The 18374-nt window shown below is 40.0% G+C and carries 16 protein-coding genes and 1 pseudogene; 7 read left to right on the forward strand and 10 right to left on the reverse strand.

The features are described from left to right. The first annotated feature begins 28 nt into the window (after positions 1-28). From MWU84_RS19710 to MWU84_RS19720, 3 genes are all read left to right on the forward strand, one after another. Positions 29-1456, forward strand: a complete 1428-nt coding sequence (locus MWU84_RS19710) for a sulfatase (RefSeq protein ID WP_246904890.1) — start codon at positions 29-31, stop codon at positions 1454-1456. A 17-nt stretch (positions 1457-1473) separates the two neighbouring features. Continuing rightward, on the forward strand, positions 1474-2187 hold the full coding sequence (locus tag MWU84_RS19715) for a methyltransferase (protein WP_246904891.1): 714 nt from the start codon (positions 1474-1476) through the stop codon (positions 2185-2187). A gap of 73 nt (positions 2188-2260) precedes the next feature. Continuing rightward, positions 2261-3439, forward strand: a complete 1179-nt coding sequence (locus tag MWU84_RS19720) for an acyl-CoA dehydrogenase family protein (RefSeq protein WP_246904892.1) — start codon at positions 2261-2263, stop codon at positions 3437-3439. A gap of 87 nt (positions 3440-3526) precedes the next feature. On the opposite strand, the gene MWU84_RS19725 is transcribed toward MWU84_RS19720, so the two are convergent. From MWU84_RS19725 to MWU84_RS19745, 5 genes are all read right to left on the reverse strand, one after another. Further along, positions 3527-4027: a heme-binding domain-containing protein gene (locus tag MWU84_RS19725; RefSeq protein WP_246904893.1), complete on the reverse strand. Its 501-nt coding sequence runs from the start codon at positions 4025-4027 to the stop codon at positions 3527-3529. A 354-nt stretch (positions 4028-4381) separates the two neighbouring features. After that, the gene (locus MWU84_RS19730; protein ID WP_246904894.1) at positions 4382-5755 is read right to left on the reverse strand and encodes a GH1 family beta-glucosidase; all 1374 of its coding nucleotides are present in this window, start codon (positions 5753-5755) and stop codon (positions 4382-4384) included. A 15-nt stretch (positions 5756-5770) separates the two neighbouring features. Next, positions 5771-6766 (reverse strand): glycosyltransferase family protein, encoded by a 996-nt coding sequence (locus MWU84_RS19735; RefSeq protein ID WP_246904897.1) that lies wholly within the window; start codon positions 6764-6766, stop codon positions 5771-5773. 39 nt (positions 6767-6805) lie between these two features. Next, entirely contained in the window at positions 6806-7666 is an 861-nt protein-coding gene (locus tag MWU84_RS19740) for a UDP-2,3-diacylglucosamine diphosphatase (RefSeq protein ID WP_246904900.1), read from the reverse strand. Between the two features lie 348 nt (positions 7667-8014). Continuing rightward, on the reverse strand, positions 8015-10057 hold the full coding sequence (locus MWU84_RS19745) for a response regulator (protein ID WP_246904901.1): 2043 nt from the start codon (positions 10055-10057) through the stop codon (positions 8015-8017). Between the two features lie 483 nt (positions 10058-10540). Here MWU84_RS19745 and MWU84_RS19750 point away from each other — a divergent pair, with 483 nt between their 5' ends. After that, positions 10541-10963 carry a TerB family tellurite resistance protein gene (locus MWU84_RS19750; RefSeq protein ID WP_246904902.1) on the forward strand — a complete coding sequence of 141 codons (423 nt, stop codon included), beginning with the start codon at positions 10541-10543 and terminating at the stop codon, positions 10961-10963. 47 nt (positions 10964-11010) lie between these two features. Here MWU84_RS19750 and fbp read toward each other — a convergent pair whose 3' ends face one another. Further along, positions 11011-12018 carry a class 1 fructose-bisphosphatase gene (gene fbp / locus MWU84_RS19755; protein WP_246904903.1) on the reverse strand — a complete coding sequence of 336 codons (1008 nt, stop codon included), beginning with the start codon at positions 12016-12018 and terminating at the stop codon, positions 11011-11013. Positions 12019-12131: 113 nt separating this feature from the next. Between fbp and MWU84_RS19760 the strand changes: the two genes are divergently transcribed. From MWU84_RS19760 to MWU84_RS19770, 3 genes are all read left to right on the forward strand, one after another. Next, on the forward strand, positions 12132-12611 hold the full coding sequence (locus MWU84_RS19760) for a GNAT family N-acetyltransferase (protein WP_246904904.1): 480 nt from the start codon (positions 12132-12134) through the stop codon (positions 12609-12611). Further along, complete coding sequence (locus MWU84_RS19765) at positions 12608-13858, forward strand: aspartate kinase (protein WP_246904906.1); 1251 nt, start codon at positions 12608-12610, stop codon at positions 13856-13858. The genes MWU84_RS19760 and MWU84_RS19765 overlap by 4 nt, the downstream gene beginning before the upstream one ends. 86 nt (positions 13859-13944) lie before the next feature. After that, positions 13945-15768, forward strand: coding sequence for a lysophospholipid acyltransferase family protein (locus MWU84_RS19770; RefSeq protein WP_246904910.1), 1824 nt, complete (start codon positions 13945-13947; stop codon positions 15766-15768). A 41-nt stretch (positions 15769-15809) separates the two neighbouring features. Here the strand turns inward: MWU84_RS19770 and MWU84_RS19775 are convergent, their stop codons facing one another. From MWU84_RS19775 to MWU84_RS19790, 4 genes and pseudogenes are all read right to left on the reverse strand, one after another. Then, positions 15810-16301 carry a GNAT family N-acetyltransferase gene (locus MWU84_RS19775; protein WP_246904911.1) on the reverse strand — a complete coding sequence of 164 codons (492 nt, stop codon included), beginning with the start codon at positions 16299-16301 and terminating at the stop codon, positions 15810-15812. 126 nt (positions 16302-16427) lie between these two features. Beyond that, positions 16428-16880, reverse strand: a complete 453-nt coding sequence (locus MWU84_RS19780; RefSeq protein WP_246904913.1) for a TM2 domain-containing protein — start codon at positions 16878-16880, stop codon at positions 16428-16430. Positions 16881-16933: 53 nt separating this feature from the next. Continuing rightward, positions 16934-17320: pseudogene (locus tag MWU84_RS19785) on the reverse strand (VOC family protein). A gap of 98 nt (positions 17321-17418) precedes the next feature. After that, the gene (locus tag MWU84_RS19790; protein WP_246904914.1) at positions 17419-18357 is read right to left on the reverse strand and encodes a 2-hydroxyacid dehydrogenase; all 939 of its coding nucleotides are present in this window, start codon (positions 18355-18357) and stop codon (positions 17419-17421) included. Between the last annotated feature and the right edge of the window lie 17 nt (positions 18358-18374).

Here is an 18374-nt window from a genome sequence, read left to right on the forward strand (position 1 = left end):
CTACAGACTTTTATCAAAATCTAAAATAATGTTCAGAAGCCTACCCTTAGCTCTCCTTACCTTAATTTTATTTTCCTGTGCGGAAAAGAAAAACGAAACAAAACCAGAAATTCCACCAAACGTAATTTTAATTTTTACGGATGATCAAGGGTACCAGGATGTTGGAACATTTGGCTCACCCAATATTGAAACCCCCCATTTGGACCAGATGGCAAATGAAGGGGTAAAACTCACCAGCTTTTACTCTGCGCAACCCATTTGCTCCGCTTCAAGGGCAGGTATCTTGACCGGCTGCTACCCCAACCGGATTGGAATACACAACGCCTTGGGACCTGGAAGCCCGATAGGAATAAATTCATCCGAGATGACCATTGCGGAAATGCTAAAAAATAATGGATATAAAACCGCCATTTTTGGAAAATGGCATTTGGGCGATAGTCAAAAATTCTTACCCACAAGGCATGGCTTTGATGAATTTTTTGGCATCCCATACTCCAACGATATGTGGCCCTACCACCCCCAGCAAGGAGCAGTATTCAATTTTGGTCCCCTACCACTTTATGAAAATGAAAAGGTGCTGGATACACTTACGGACCAATCACAACTAACCACCCAGATCACGGAAAGGAGTGTGGATTTTATTAATAGAAATAAAGACAACCCTTTCTTCCTATATGTACCCCATCCACAGCCCCATGTACCGCTTTTTGTATCCGATAAGTTTAAAGGAAAATCAGAAAGAGGTCTATACGGCGATGTCATTATGGAGATCGATTGGTCCGTGGGTGAAATATTGGCTGCCCTGAAAAAGAACGGCTTGGAAAACAATACTGTGGTTATCTTTACTTCGGATAATGGACCGTGGCTTTCCTATGGCAATCATGCCGGCAGTGCACTCCCCTACAGGGAAGGTAAGGGAACCGCTTGGGAAGGTGCACAGCGCGAACCCTTCATAATGAAATACCCCAACCGGATAGCCCCTGGCAAAACTATAGACATACCGGTTATGGCCATAGATATATTACCCACCATAGCAGAAATTACGGGAGCCAAACTTCCAAATTTAACCATAGACGGGAAAAGCGCCTGGTCCTTATTCACGGGGAAAAGCGATGAAAGCCCTCAAGAGGCCTATTTCTTTTACTATCGGATAAATGAACTCATGGGAGTACGCTATGACAAATGGAAAATGTACTTTCCGCATACCTACAGGACAATGAACGGGCAAGAGCCCGGCAAGGACGGACTTCCAGGGGAATACCGAATGATAGAAATGGAAGAAATAGAACTCTATGATGTTACAACAGATATAAGCGAAACCAACAACGTAGCTGAAGATTTTCCGGAAGTAGTGGACAAAATAAAGGTTTTGGCCAATGAAATGCGACACGAATTAGGAGATTCCTTACTAGACCTTGAAGGCACCAAAAATAGGGAAGCTGGAAAAGCGGACTAAGTTAAACTAGGCGCAATATGAACAAACCATTCCTATTTAAACAATTCCAAGTTCATCAAGATCGCTGTGCCATGAAAATTGGCACCGATGGAGTTTTACTGGGGGCCTGGACTTCCTTACAGCAGCAACCCCAATCCATACTGGATATTGGGGCGGGAACGGGAGTCGTTGCCTTGATGTTGGCACAAAGGAGCCATGCAGAAACCATAGACGGAATAGAGATCGATGAAGATGCCTATGAGCAATGTGTAGAGAATTTTGAGGGTTCCAACTGGGGCGACCGATTATTCTGCTACCACGCATCCCTGAACGAATTTGTCGAAGAAATGGACGACAAATACGACCTCATCGTATCCAATCCTCCATTCTACTCCGAAATAGTGCCCAGCGGCAATGAATCCAGGGATATGGCTAGACAAAACCAATCCTTGCCCTTTGAGGACCTTTTAACTAGCGTTGTGAAACTCTTGGCCAATAACGGAACCTTCTCTACCATCATCCCTTTTAAGGAAGAGGAAAGATTTTTGGAATTGGCAGCCACAATGAACCTTTATCCCAGCCGGCTTTTGCGCATTAGAGGGAACCCTACATCCGAGATTAAAAGAAGCTTGTTGGAATTACAAGTTGGGAAGACTTCTTTTGAGATTGAAAATCTGACCATAGAATCCGCACGTCACGAATACACCAAGGAATATATAGATCTGACAAAAGATTTTTATTTAAAAATGTAACAATCATACTTTCTTGTGTTATATTTTTAAACAAATCTTTAATTTGTTTATTTTTGATTCTAAAATTTATGCTATGCGACCCGATTTGTTTGAAGCTCCCGATTATTACAATTTAGACGACCTTTTATCCGAAGAACATAAATTGGTTCGCGACGCTGCCAGACAGTGGGTGAAGCGGGATATTTCCCCGATAATAGAAGAATATGCCCAAAAGGCGGAGTTCCCAAAACAAATCGTTAAAGGCCTATCGGAAATTGGCGCCTTCGGACCCTATATCCCAGAAGAATATGGAGGTGCCGGATTGGACCAAATAAGTTACGGACTAATTATGCAGGAAATAGAACGTGGAGATAGTGGGGTACGCTCTACTGCCTCGGTACAATCGTCTTTGGTAATGTATCCTATTTTTGCATATGGCACTGAGGAGCAGCGAAAAAAATACCTACCTAAATTGGCCTCCGGCCAATTAATGGGCTGCTTTGGATTAACAGAACCCAATCATGGTTCCAACCCTAGTGGTATGGAAACCAAGTTTGCGGATAAAGGCGATCATTTTCTACTAAACGGTGCCAAACTTTGGATTTCCAACTCCCCTTTTGCAGATATAGCGGTAGTGTGGGCTAAGAATGAAGAAGGACGTATCCACGGACTTATCGTGGAACGTGGAATGGAAGGCTTTACCACACCCGAGACCCATAATAAATGGTCTTTACGCGCTTCGGCGACCGGCGAATTAATCTTTGATAATGTAAAAGTTCCTAAAGAAAATCTACTCCCTGGCAAAAACGGGCTTGGCGCACCTCTAGGCTGCTTGGATTCTGCACGCTACGGAATTGCATGGGGTGCCATAGGCGCTGCAATGGATTGTTATGATACCGCCTTAAGATATGCCAAGGAACGCATCCAATTTGGAAAACCTATTGCTGCCACCCAATTGCAGCAAAAAAAATTGGCCGAGATGATTACCGAAATCACCAAAGCACAATTATTGGCCTTCCGATTGGGGCAATTGAAAAATGAAGGAAGAGCCACTACGGCACAAATCTCCATGGCCAAGCGCAATAATGTGGACATGGCGATCAAGATAGCCCGGGAGGCCAGACAGGTATTGGGCGGAATGGGCATAACTGGAGAATACAGCATTATGCGCCATATGATGAATCTTGAAAGTGTCATTACCTATGAAGGCACGCATGACATCCACCTATTGATTACAGGTGCGGACATTACGGGGCTACCGGCTTTTCAATAAGGATGTTTAAAGTCGATACAACACGGATAACCGTAGCACTCAGAAATCCCCTTTGCCCAGCTATGCCCATTTAATTACTGCTATACCCTATTTTTTTGGCCTAGGCTTCCTTACCAAACTATCCGCAGGATAAGTAGTCTTTAAATATGCCATTTGCGCCTTGGACCAATCCAAAATTTGATCCCGTTGGTCTTGGGTCAGGTCGGCCTCAGGATGAAGACCAAAATAAGTGTAGGAAGGAATGGGCATTTCCTTCTCTTCCACCATTTCAACTATTTCTTCGAATTTGTGATATTGGATTGCCAAAGGCAATTTTGTAAAATTGGAAAAATTTAAATGTCTTTTACCGTCTACAACATGACTGTTTAAGAACCAAGCTACTGGCTGAACATTGGAATACCAAGGATATTCCGTTTTATTGGAATGACAATCATTACAGGAAACCTTCAACAAATGGTTTACATCCTCCGGAACCTGATAGTTCGTGGAAATATCATAAGTATTTTCGTTGGATTCATTTTTTTCGGGTCGGATAAATTGGATCAGGATCAATACAACACCCAACCCTATCAAAATTTTTTTTAACATAACAAAAAATATTGGTTAATGATTTATACAGCGAATGTATGTTATAAGCTGTTAACTAAGTTAGTATATTTTTAGTTTTGACCCACATTTCGGAAAATGGTTTAATTATTAATATTAAACTAACTCATTGACTATCTTATATTAACATCGAAAACAACCATAAAACCTAATTTTACGGCAACCTAACAAAGGATACGTTCTTATAATTTGATTTGAGTTAGCTACTCTAAACCGATGTTCTCATCGGTTTTTTTGTTTATACCAATTCGATCATATTTTATCGAAAAGGGTATATTAAACTATAACACCCTCCAAAAAATGAAGTCTTATTAAAATCATTTAGGAGTGGGGTTTTTACAAATGGATTTTCAAAGAGGCCAGAAATTCACTGAACCATTTTCCGGAGGATTTTATAATACGTTCTTGGTTTTTAAAATCGATATATACCAATCCAAACCTTGGGTAGTACCCTTCTGCCCATTCAAAATTATCGGTAAAGGTCCACACAAAATACCCATCCACCTTTAGTCCTTCCTCTTGCGCTTTATACACTTGCTTCAAATAAGCCTGCAAATAGGAAAGTCTTTCTTCATCGTGCACCCCGCCCTTATAGATTTCATCGGCAAAAGCCGCTCCATTTTCGGTAATTATTACCTTTTTTACGCCCTCGTAGCCATTAAACCTTTTTATCATTTTGAAAATACTGGGCGGATATACCTCCCAGTCCATCAGGGTAGTTCTAACCTTTCGCTTGCTCGCCTTTACAATTTTAGCCCTGATATAGGGAACAAAATAGGAATGCTTTACTTTTTCGCGCGTGTAATTTTGGATTCCGACAAAATCGAAATCAAAAACGGAATTTTCAGTGTCTCCCGGCAAAATATAAGATTGGATCCGTTTCAAAACTGGGACAGTGTCCCAAGGGTATCCCATGCCCAAGGAAGGTTCTATAAAGAGTCTGTTAAGCAAAGCATCTGCCCTTTCCGCGGCCCTTTGATCCCTCCGATTTTTCCGATAAGGTGCTATTTGGGAACAGGAAAAGGTAGTTCCAATATTGGCATTGGCAACCAACTTTCGCAAAATTCTTCCTCCAGCTGCCTGACACAACACCGCGTAGTGCACAGAGGGTAAAAAATTCTTTAAACCTTTTTTTCCGGGGGCATGTACCCCAAGAAAATACCCCGCACCCGTAAAAACCATGGGTTCGTTCAATACCATCCAATTTTTAACCCTATCTCCAAAACTATTGGCACAAATGGTTACATATTCCTGAAACCAATCCAAAATATCACGATTGGTCCACCCCCCTTTTTCTTCCAATGCAAGCGGAAGATCCCAGTGATATAATGTTACCCAAGGTGTTATACCGCATTCCAGGCAAAAGTTGATAACGTCGTTATAAAACTGAATCCCCTGAATACTTACTGTTCCTGTTCCGTTTGGCAGTATCCGTGACCAGGACAATGAGAACCTAAAGTGGTCAATGTTCATCTTCCTCATAAGGAGGATATCCTCTTGAAACTTATGATAAAATTCGCAGGCATCATTGCCGTGGTGATTTTGGTAGGTATTGCCTTTTTTTGAGGTAAAGTCGTCCCAGATGGAAGGTCCTTTATCATGTATGTCGTGGGCACCCTCTATCTGATATGCGGCAGTAGATACTCCCCAAACAAAATCTTCGCCGAAGTCTTCTGCTTGTAAACCAAAATAATCTGAAATTTTCGACATAATAACTATGATTGCTTAGCCAACAACGGCTTCTTCAAGCAACTGGTTAATAATCTGCTCTGTAATATCCGGGTAGTTTACCTCTATTCTTGCATCACTTTCCACCCAATGTCTTAATTTATCCAAATGTTTATTTTTTAGGGATTTGATCACCGGAACCCCTAGGTCTTTTAATGCGGCAGAATTGCATTGTTGTTCGTATTGCCCCTTCATGGGGATTACCATTAGCTTCTTATCTAGGTACAAAGCCTCTGCAGGTGTTTCAAAACCTGCACCACACAATATGCCCTTGGCAGTTGCCATACTATGTACAAATGCCTCATTGGTTATTGGCCTAATGCTAATATTCTTGCCAAAAAATTCCATTTTATTGTGCTTGGAGAAAACCTCCCATTTTATATTCGGAATCTCTGAAAGGATTTTCAATATTCTACCATCACTATAGGACGGTAAATATACGGTATAATGACCCCCTTCCTTTGCTTCCGCTCTTCTTATGTCCTTTCTAATAATCGGCGTATAGATGTTATCCTCATAGGCTTTAAAATGCAGACCAAATTGTTGGGTAGTGGGCGCATAGTTTTTCAGGATAAATTTCCCCATGAGGTCATTTTTAACAGGTTTGGGCGATTTGGGAGAAAGAACAGCTGCCTGATGACTAAAACTTATGCAAGGCTTATCCTTTAGTTTACAGGCCCAGGCAGAAACAGGCTCAAAATCATTTATGACCAAGTCGTAATTTTCTATGGGAATGCTTTTTATCTCCTTCTGTAATCTGCCTGCATTGGACTTGATATAGGTCCTCCATAAATTAACATTTCCTTGTTTGCCAAAAATAAAACTAAGACCTTTTAGCTGATATTTTACTGGATGTGGAATTTGAATATCCGCCTGTATTCCACTAACAAGTATATCCAATTCCAATCCTTTTTTCTGTAGTGCCGGAATAACATCGCGCGCCCTACTTAAATGACCATTGCCAGTTCCCTGGATGGCATATAGTACTTTCATATAACTATTAGTATTTATGGAGATAAATGGGCAGTGCGATCATTTGTTCCCAGCAGAGCTCAAAAATTGAAACTCCCTTACCAGATTTTGAAAAAGTTGGTTTTTATCCAGAATTTCATTTGGCTCCGTAATATTATCCTCGTTATTTATAACCATAACATCCTCCATATAATGATATAACTTCCACTTCCCTTTATGATATTCCAAACCAGTTAAATTCTCTATCCAGTCACCCGAATTAAGATACTTAACCGAACCTTTGGAGGTGGATATTTCTCTCATTTCAGGCTGGTGAATATGCCCACAAACCACATAATCGTATTCGTTTTCTATCGCGATATCTGCCGCAATCTGTTCAAAGTCATTTATAAACTTAATGGCCGATTTCACACTATTTTTTATTTTTTTAGACATGGAAACCGGGCCTTTGCCCATTTTTTTGCTGAAATAATTTATAGCCCTATTCAATAAAATCAACATATCATAACCCGTAGCGCCCAATTTTGCGATCCATTTGGAATGTTGCATGGTAACATCAAAGACATCCCCGTGGAACATCCAGGCCTTTTTACCGTCGATCTCCAAAACCACTTTATTTACAATACTAAAAGATCCCAGTTTAAAACCAAGAAATTTCCTCAACATTTCATCATGGTTACCGGCTACGTAGTGCACGGGGATTCCATCCGCAACCCATTGCATAATGATCTTTATCACCTTCATATGGGATTTTGGCCAGTAGCGCTTACTAAATTGCCATATATCTATAATATCTCCGTTTAAAACTACTTCTCCAGGTTTTATAGATTTTAGATACTTGACTAATTCCTTGGCGTGGCATCCGTAGGTACCCAAATGCACATCGGACAGAACCACTAATTCCACAGGTCTTTTTTTCATACGCTAATATTTGGTCGGTATATTTTTAGAAACTTGACAGGAGAGCAAAAGGACCTTGATCCAAGAATTAAGAATATGACCATAGTGGTCAATATTGAATTAGAAATAATTTTCATGTACAGAAAATCAATATAAATTCAAAGATTGCCATTTCAGGCAGACTTTCAGCTAAATATGACTTTAATATTAGGTTATATGATTGTTAACAGACTGTTTTCCAAATCTTGGCAAAGTCTATTTAACCCTAGCTAATATTGAAGAAAAACAGCATACCGGATGGCCAAAACGATGGGTAGAATTTCAAGAGCCCGGACAAATTGGATTAGGTAAAAAAACCAACAAACCGTACTATACCCTGATAAGGTACTTGGACAAATTCTGTCTAAGTTTATCAAAGGTAATCGGTTTTGTAAAATAGTCGTTCATACCAACCTCCTTGGCTCCTTGGATCGTTTCCTTGGTAACATCAGCTGAGAAACCAATTATAACAAGATCCTTATTGGTTTTTCTTATTTCCAATGTAGCCTCAAAACCATCCATTTCGGGCATGTGGATGTCCATAAAGACCAAATCGTAATGGTTTTCGGCCACTGCCGTTACCGCCTCTTTTCCATTACCAACCCAATAGGTGTTTATCCCAAATGCATCCAAGGTCTTTTTTAGCACTATCACATTGACCTTATTATCGTCCACGATCAAAACCTTAAACCCACTTAAATCTATACTGTTGGCAATAGCTACTTTTATTTCTGGTTGCACCTCGGTTATAGGGAACTTAAGCGAAATCGTAAATTCCGTACCCATATTTACCGTGCTTTCCACCTCAATATGCCCCTCCAAGAGTTCTATTAAGAGATAGGTAATGTACAAGCCAAGGCCACTGCCCTCATGTCTTTTCGCTGTCCCCGAATCTATTTGGGTAAACCTATCAAAAATGGTCTTAAGTTTACTTTTCGGAATTCCTATTCCGGTATCCTTAATACCGATACTAATATCTAATTCGTTATTGAGGATGGTCTCTTCGTAAGTAATATCTATTCCACCCTCTTCCGTAAATTTTAGGGCATTCCTTAAAAGGTTGGTTATAATCTGGCCAAATTTGCCAATGTCCGCAATTACATGGGTTTTGGAGTCCGAAACATTCTCCAAACGCGCATAAAGCCCCTTTTCTTCAATACTGGGTCTATAAATACTTATAATGTTCCGCAGTTCCTCTGCTGGAGAAAAGACATCCTTTTTAAACGTTATCTGACCTGATTCTATTTTATCAATTTCCAAAATATCGTTCACCAACAATAGCAATTTTTTGGAGGAGACATCCATCAAAGAAAGATATTCCATTAGGGAGCTATCTATATTTGACTCTTTTAAAACCTCAATAAAGCCCATAATAGCATTCAAAGGAGTCCTAATTTCATGGCTCATATTGGATACAAACTCCGTTTTGGCTTTGGAAGCTTTTTCTGCTTTTATTCGCTCTTCCCTTTGGCTTCTATTGGCGGTCCGTAGCTTAATATTTAATTCCCTAAAACGTATATTTTCATTTCTGGAAGATTGATAGAAATATGTCAACAAACTCATGAGCAGGGATATAAGAACCCCAAAGATCAAAATACCCATAGACGACTTAGTCCTTTCGGCCAATACCTCTTTACTGCGGGGCATTAAATAAAAGGTCCAAATTTGATGATCATCCTGATCTACCTCGTAATGCCTAACATAAACCAGATCATCACTAAAATCGTTAGGTGAAGGGTCATTGAGACTATAAAAAGTGGCACCCTGGTCATCCTTTATTTCAATGGCATAGCTATCCATTCCAGTGGCCAAATTATTAAAGGTGGTCGTAAAATCCATCCCAGCGGTTATAGTCCCTTGAAATTTGCCTCCGAAGAAAACAGGAACATCGATCAAAAAGGAATGCCCGCCCTGTATCATAGGTATCCAAGCAGTTAAGTTGGTCGATGTATCCCTAACATGTCGCTGCCACTCGAGACTTCTAGGGTGATCGGAAAGATCCCTATCAACCACGGCCTCATTTCCTTTTAACGGCACTATACTCCTGATGACTTGGGAACTATCTATCCATTCCACGAATTTAAAAGATTGATCCTCCTTTAAGATTAGCCTGGCATCCTCTTCCCAATACTGAAAAAATTCGCCATCTGTCATCACCAAACGCTCCATAAGATTTTCTAGGACGATTATGCTTTTTTGTCCAGAGGACAAAAATCCCTGGGATTGGATTTGTCCATTCTCCTCTATATCCTTCTTCAATAATTCCCTATTGGAGTCCAAAGAGTTCTTCCAGAGTGCCACTACAACAATCATCAAAAGGATAAAAACAGAAACAGGGTATATTATTTCTTTCTTTGGAATCTTAAAGGACATGTCAGGAGTTGAGCTAAACTTAATTTTAGTAACATTAATTGTAGTATTAGTCAAAGATATCACAATAAATAAAAAACCCCTATTTTTCTTAGGCTAATAATCCTCTTTTTCTTAAGCTAGCAATACCGGGTTAAAAGGAAATAATGCCAAACGACCCAAAATTTGATAAGGGCCAATTAAATATTATTCCCTCTTGCCCAATTAACTACAACTAATTTTTTCCGGATGAAACTTTAATTTAATAAAAGAAATTTTGGATAAGAATTTTCCATTAGGTTCGATCTGGAAAATATAAATCTGCAACATAAATGTACTTGAACCTTCATTGGTTTTGAAAAAACAACCCTTTTATTCCACCCTGGAATTCCAATATGGCCTATTAGCGGTAATGCTCAGGAATTAAAACCTCCTGAAATAATTAAAGAAAATTCTAAATTAACTTTTCTAAAAAAATTATCTTTGTTACAAATAAATATTTTGAATATGTCTTATGTAGATTTATATAGTACTGGAACGCATAGAAGAAATCTAGCCCATTTTGCTTCCATTGCTTCTTTGGCCGCGGTTGATGGCGCAATAAACTCGAAGGAAAAGGAATTATTGGACCGTTTCGCCAACAAACTTGATATTACGCAAGCCGAGTATAAAGAGATTATGAATTCGGACAATAAATACCCTATAAATCCACCGGCCAGTTCCGAAGAGCGTTTGGAGAGATTATTTGATTTGTTCAGAATTATTTTCGTTGATAATGTAATTGACGAGGAAGAGAGAAATCTTATAACCAAATATGCCATTGGCTTGGGATACAGAACTGAAAGTGCTAATTTGATCATTAAAAGATCTATAGATATTTTTACGGGGAAAATAGATTTTGAGGACTATTTATACCTATTAAAACACTAGTATTCCATACTGATATTACTAAGAAAAGGAGCTTTTGGCTCCTTTTCCTATTTTGCGGCCTTCATAAACTCCTCGGCCTTTTCTACCATTTTTTTACTTCCACAAAAGAAAGGCACCCTTTGGTGCAATTCCGTAGGTATAATATCCATAATGGGATCAAACCCGTTACTGGCCTTCCCTTTGGCCTGTTCAGCAATAAAAGCCATAGGATTGCATTCATAAAGCAAGCGCAATTTGCCCTCAGCTGCAATACTGCTCTTGGGATATAAATAAATTCCGCCCTTAATCATATTTCTATGGAAATCAGAAACCAATGAACCAATATATCTTGAAGTATAGGGCCTATCCCCTTCCTCCTTTTGGCAATATTTAATATAATCCTTCACACCTTGGGGGAAATGCACATAATTGCCCTCGTTTACGGAGTATATTTTGCCTGTTTCAGGAAACTCCATATTGGGATGGGAAAGATAAAAAGTTCCCAGAGCAGGGTTCAGGGTAAATCCGTTTACCCCATCACCAGTGGTATATACCAACATGGTTGAAGTTCCATAAACAATATAACCGGCCGCTATCTGTGCTCTCCCTGGTTGTAAAAAATCCTTAAGGGCAACAGGGGTCCCAATAGGCGTTACCCTTCTGTAGATTGAGAATATGGTCCCTACCGAAACATTCACATCTATATTGGAAGAGCCATCCAAGGGATCTATAAGCACAACGTATTTATTTTGATGTTGGTTATCACTACTGTTGATACTTATAAAATCATCCTCTTCCTCAGAGGCGATCCCACAGACTATTTCACGGTTTATTAAAGTCTGAATAAACTTTTCATTGGCCAAAACATCCAATTTCTGTTGGTCCTCACCTTGGATATTGGTATCCCCGACAGCCCCTATAATATCAACCAGTCCCGCTTTATTAACTTCGTGGTTTACTACCTTTGCCGCTAATCTAATAGCGTTTATAAGTTTAGAAAGTTCCCCTGAGGAATATTGAAAAGACGATTGGTTTTCAATAATAAATTCACCTAGGGTGGTATTTTTTCTATGCATTTAAGAAGCTTTGTTTATTTGAGCACAAATATCGGTTAATTTGTGAAACTACAACGTTTTCGTAAAATATTGATTTTTTAAATTTATAACTTTGTGTTTTATTTGTAACAATTATGAAGTACAGTATTCGAGATGCCGAAGCCAAGGACATGGCCCAGGTGCATAGATTGATTAAAGAGTTGGCCGTTTTCGAAAAAGAAGAAAACGCTGTAGAGGTTACAGTCGAAGATTTAAAAAGGGATGGCTTTGGTCCGCAAAAATTATTTCATTGCTATGTAGCGGAAGCCAATGGGGATATCGTAGGGATGGCCCTCTTGTACCCCAGATACTCTACTTGGAAGGGTCCAATTATACATCTGGAAGATTTGATCGTTACAGAGGCTGTGAGAGGCAGTGGACTTGGTGCGGCTTTGTTGACAAAGGTCGTGGAACACGGATACCAACTTGGTGTGAGACGAATTAACTGGGAAGTCTTGGACTGGAACGATCCGGCCATTGCATTTTATGAAAGTAGAGGTGCCAAAGTATTACGGGATTGGAATGTTGTCCATTTGGACGAAAAAGGAATTAAAACATTTTTAAATAAGTTATGAGGGTTTTTAAATTTGGTGGAGCATCGGTAAAAGATGCAAGTAGCGTAAAAAACGTAGTTAAGGTGCTACAGGAAGTTGGTCATGAAAACACCCTCTTAGTAGTATCGGCTATGGGAAAGACAACCAATGCCATGGAAGATATTGTAAATGCCTATTTCAAGGACAAATCGTTATTATCGGCGGCGGTACATGAAGTTATTCAGTACCATGATACTATTATGCATGACTTATTTTCCAATGACAAACACCCGGTTTTTGCCAAAGTCAAAACTCTTTTTGATGAAGTACAGGGTTTTTTGGTCTGGAACAAATCTCCCAAATATGGTTTTATCTATGATCAGGTGGTAGGTTATGGAGAATTGGTTTCTACCACTATTCTCAGTGCCTATTTAAATGAAATTGGAATAGCCAATCAATGGTTGGACGTGAGGTCCTTGATCAAAACCAATGAGGATTATCGCGATGCCAAAGTAAATTGGAAGAAGACACAAATTAACGTTTCCGAAAATGTAGACAAGCGTAAACTAAATATTACGCAGGGCTTTTTAGGAAGTGATGACAACAATTTTACCACTACTTTGGGTAGGGAAGGCTCTGACTACACCGCTGCCATTTTAGCCTATTGCTTAAATGCCACAGAGGTGACAATATGGAAGGATGTTCCCGGGGTTTTGAATGCTGATCCCAGATATTTTGAAAAAACCGAATTGTTGAACAAGATCTCCTATCGCGAAGCTATTGAACTTGCCTTTTATGGGGCTTCGGTAATTCACCCAAAAACGCTGCAACCACTTCAGAGAAAAGAGATACCCTTGCATGTTAAGTCTTTCATCAATCCCAAGGATAAAGGCACAACGGTCGGGAAAGGCATCGGGATAGAACCTAAGGTTCCCTGTTTTATTGTAAAAAAGAACCAAGTGCTAATGAAACTTTCCTCTCTGGATTTTTCGTTCATTGTGGAAGATAGTATCAGCGAACTTTTTAAATTATTGCACGATCATCAGATGAAAGTAGATCTGATCCAAAATTCCGCCATTAGTTTTTCTGTATGCGTGGATAATAAATTTGGCAAATTGGAAGAGCTCTTGAACATGCTTAAAAGTAGGTTTAAGGTAGTGCATCATGAGGGTGTTTCCCTATACACCATTAGACATTTTGACACCGAAGCTATAACAAGCCTTCAAAATGGCAAGGAAATCCTGCTTGAACAACGCGGGAAGGAAACAGTACAATTGGTGGTACAATAGGGCAATGAAATAATTTGTTGGAAAGTTTAAATAAGGTTTGCTGTAGCGATTTTCCTATCTTAGCACTTACCAAATTACACTAAGGCATGGGTTTAGTTACCGCAAAGGAAGTAGCCAAGGCTATTAACCTGGATAAATACGGCTTTCTGGGAACGTTTATTGGATGGGGGCTTATGAAAGTAACCAAAATTTCCAGTATTAACCGTTTTTACAACAAACACAAGCATTTGGACGGGCTTGCCTTTTTGGATGCTATATTGGCCCATTATGAAATTAAATTCGAAATTCCCGAGGAAGATTTTAAACGCCTGCCAAAACAAGGTTGCTACATCACCATTTCCAATCATCCACTTGGAGGTATAGATGGAGTACTCCTTTTAAAATTACTTCTAAACCATAGGTCCGATTTTAAGATTATCGCCAACTTCTTATTGAACAGGATAGAACCTATGTCTCCTTATATTTTACCAGTAAACCCTTTTGAGACCCATAAGGACGCCAAGAGCAGTATTTCCGGATTCAAGAATGCCATGAAGCATTTGCAGGACGGACATCCCCTAGGCATTTTTCCCGCAGGCGAGGTGTCTACTTATAGGGATGGAAAGCTCATTGTGGATCGGCCATGGGAAGAAGCCGCCCTCAAACTGATACGACGGGCAGAGGTACCGGTGGTCCCCATCTATTTTCACGCCAAGAACAGTAGGCTTTTTTATCGCCTATCCAAGATAAGTGATGTCTTCCGTACGGCCAAATTACCTTCTGAAGTAACCACACAAAAGAACAGGATTATAAAAGTACGTATTGGGCAACCTATTTCCGTGCAGACGCAAAACGAACAGGAGAATCTGGCCGAATTTGCGGATCTTTTACGCCGAAAGACCTATATGCTTTCCAATGCCTATGAAAAGGAAAGGTTATTGGACCAGATTCCTACAAGCCTAAAAATACCGAAGGCACCAAGAAAAATAGCCACGGCAGTGCGCACCGAGGTAATACAGGAAGAAATTGAACGTTTAAGGGAAAAAGACTGCAGGCTTTTACAAAGCAAAAACTACGAGGTCTTTTTGGCCAAGGCAATGGACATGCCGTTTATTCTGAAGGAAATAGGGAGGCAACGCGAAGTCACCTTTAGGGCTATAGGAGAGGGCACCAATAACGCCATAGATCTGGATAAATTTGATGATTATTACCGCCACCTCTTCCTTTGGGACGATGAGGAAAAAGTAATCGTGGGCGCATATCGCATGGGCATGGGCTCGGAGATATTTGAGGAATTCGGCATTGATGGCTTTTATTTACAGGACCTTTTCCGGTTTGAACCAGAGCTCTATGCCATGATGCAGTCGTCCATAGAAATGGGCAGGGCCTACATTATTAAGGAATATCAACAAAAACCAATGCCGTTGTTCCTTTTATGGAAGGGCATTGTGCACACGACTTTGCGATTCCCGGACCACAAATATTTAATAGGAGGGGTTAGTATTAGCAATCAGTTTTCCAACTTTTCCAAATCCCTGATGATAGAGTTTATGAAAAGTAATTATTGGGACCCCTATGTGGCGCAATACATTAGGCCCAAGAAGGAATTTAAGGTTAAACTTAAGGATGCCGACAAGGAGTTCATTTTTGATGAAACCGAAGCCGACCTTAACAAGTTCGACAGGCTTATCGAAGAAGTGGAGCCAGGAAGTTTAAGGCTACCTGTCCTGATCAAAAAATACATTAAACAGAATGCGAAAGTAGTGGCCTTTAATGTAGATCCCCTATTCAATAACTCGGTAGATGGCTTAATGTATATAAAAATTGCGGATTTACCTGAAAGTACGGTAAAACCAGTAATGGAGGAGTTTCAGGCTGAATTGGAACGAAAGTTGGCCGAGGGCCAACACGATGACGGCGCTCCAATTTAGAAATTGGCCCTTAAAGCTGTCCTAAATCGGCCAAAGATGGACTAATCCATGCCCACCACCGCACTTCTCCTTTCAAACAGCAGATTATCTTTCCAGACATTATCACGTTTGCCTACGCGCTCCCTTTTGCCAATAAAACGGAACCCCTTTTTTAGATGTAATTCCACACTTCCCTTATTTTCAGGAAATATTCCCGATTGCAGCGTCCACAAACCTGCTTTTTCACTCTCCTCAATTAACTGCTGCATCAGCATTTTTCCCACGCCCTGACCCCTATTGCCCTGACCTATATAAACACTGACCTCCGCCACACCTCCGTAAACACATCTGCTGGAAACCGGGGAAAGTGCCGCCCATCCTACAATACTATCCCCAACAATGGCCACCAATCTTCCTACTTGAAGATGTGCGGCATCCCAAACTTCAAACGAGGGTACTTCCTTCTCAAAGGTAGCAAAACCGGTATCCATGCCCTGCTGATAAATTTCGGCTACCCTTGGCCAGTCGCTATTTTTCATTCTCCGAATCTCCATAAATAAGCTTTTAACAACAAACTTCTTATCGTAAAACTATCCAAATTTCAAATTTATTTAATCGCAATATTACGATAAATATAGATAAAAATAAAGTCGGACATCATATCCAACTTTATTGTATTATTAGAACCAAGGCTTTTTACCCACCTGATAGGTGTTATAGAATTCTTCATCTGATTTTGTCAGGTACATTATACCTTCAATTAAACCAACTATGGAAACCAACATGGTGGGTATTCCACAAAGAAACCAGCCAAGTACACCTACGGCAGCCATAATGATTCCCTCTTTTTGATATCCCAAAATAAACTTATGTACCCCTAACCATCCAAATAGAATTGCCAAGATTCCTGCTAATAATTTTTTATTATCCCCTCCTGCATTGGCCAAGCCTTCTTTAAATTCGTCGGCCGTTTTTTTGGCTTCCTCTTTAAAATCTTTGGCAGCTTCCTTAGTATCTTCCGCAAATTCCTCTGCAGATTCTTTAGCATCCTTTGCAAACTCCTTGGCCGATTCCTTAGCTCCTTTTGCGGCGTCTTTTGCTTTATCTCCTAAATCTTTATTTTCTTCTGACATGGTTGATTTTTAGTTGATTAATAATAGTACTAAATGTAATAATTATTTTCTAATCAAAGAAACGCCTTGTCATTGGGTTCCCACAATTCCAATTTATTGCCATCAGGGTCCAATATCCAGCCAAATTAACCGTAATTGTATTCCTAAATATCACCCACTACGGCTACCCCTTCTTCCTTTAAAATCCTAAGTAATTCGACTAAATTTTCTACTCGGAAGTTCATCACAAAAGTACATTTTCTAGGTTGAAAGTAAGTTGTATCTTCTTTCATCGGGCTCCACTGGGTGGAACAATCCTTGCCTTCCTTTTCCTTCCACCAAAAGGTACAACCCTATTGATCGGTATTGAGTCCAAGATGTTTGCTGTACCATTGTTTGATCCTATTGGGGTCTTTTGTTTTAAAGAAAAATCCACCCAAGCCCGTAACTCTATTTTGCATGACCATCTAATTTTGAAGTCTAGAATGTACAACAAGTGCCCCAATAAGGTACAATCCAATATGATTTTAAGGATTAAATACCGGTCCTTATCACTTGCTTAACAGAATTTTTCCCTGATCTTATCTACAACGGTCTGAGCCAATTTTATTTTGCTTTCCACGGTCCAACCGGCCACGTGGGGAGTAAGCAATACATTCTCCGCATTGATCAAATAGGTAAAGGCTTCTGGAAGTTTTGGCTCGCTAAACATATCTTCGAAGGATTTCTTCTCATATTCAAGCACATCCAATCCCGCTCCAAGCACCTTGCCTTCTTTCATGGCAGCAACTAGATCCTCCGTAACCACACATTTCCCCCTTGCGGTATTTATCAGCCAAATCGGATTCTTGAAATCTTCCAGGAATTCCGAATTGATCATATTGATAGTAGCACCAGTTTGTGGTACATGAAGACTAAGTATTTCCGCCTTTTGTTTTAATTCCATAATCCCCACTTGCCTGGCATTTTCATCATCTACACCGCCAACAATGTCATAACAAATTACTTCCACATCAAAACCCTTTAGTTTTTTGGCAAAGGCCTTTCCCATATTGCCATAACCAATAATCCCGACCGTTCTACCATCCAATTCAAGGCCACGGTTACCTTCCCGGTCCCATTGACCATTCCGCACTTCTTTGTCTGCCTTGTTCAATTTATTGAAGAGAGATAATAACATTCCCAAGGTGTGTTCCCCAACAGCATTTCTATTACCTTCCGGTGCAGCCGCAAGAAAGATACCCAGCCTTTTGGCGTGTTGGGTGTCTATATTTTCCAATCCTGCACCCAAACGCCCAATAAACTTTAGGTTGCTTGCCTTATCCAAAAACGCCTCGTCCAAAGTGAACCTGCTTCTGATGATAATTCCATCATATTGATCTATTTTCTTTTCAATCTGCTCTTTGGAGGAAGTATAATCTTCATCATTTTGAAACCCCAAGGCGTTAAATTGCTCAATAATCAAGGGGTGGTTTACATCTAAATGGAGAACTTTCATAAAATAATGTTATTCGG

The sequence above is a fragment of the Arenibacter sp. F20364 genome (assembly GCF_023015905.1).
Classification (GTDB): domain Bacteria; phylum Bacteroidota; class Bacteroidia; order Flavobacteriales; family Flavobacteriaceae; genus Arenibacter.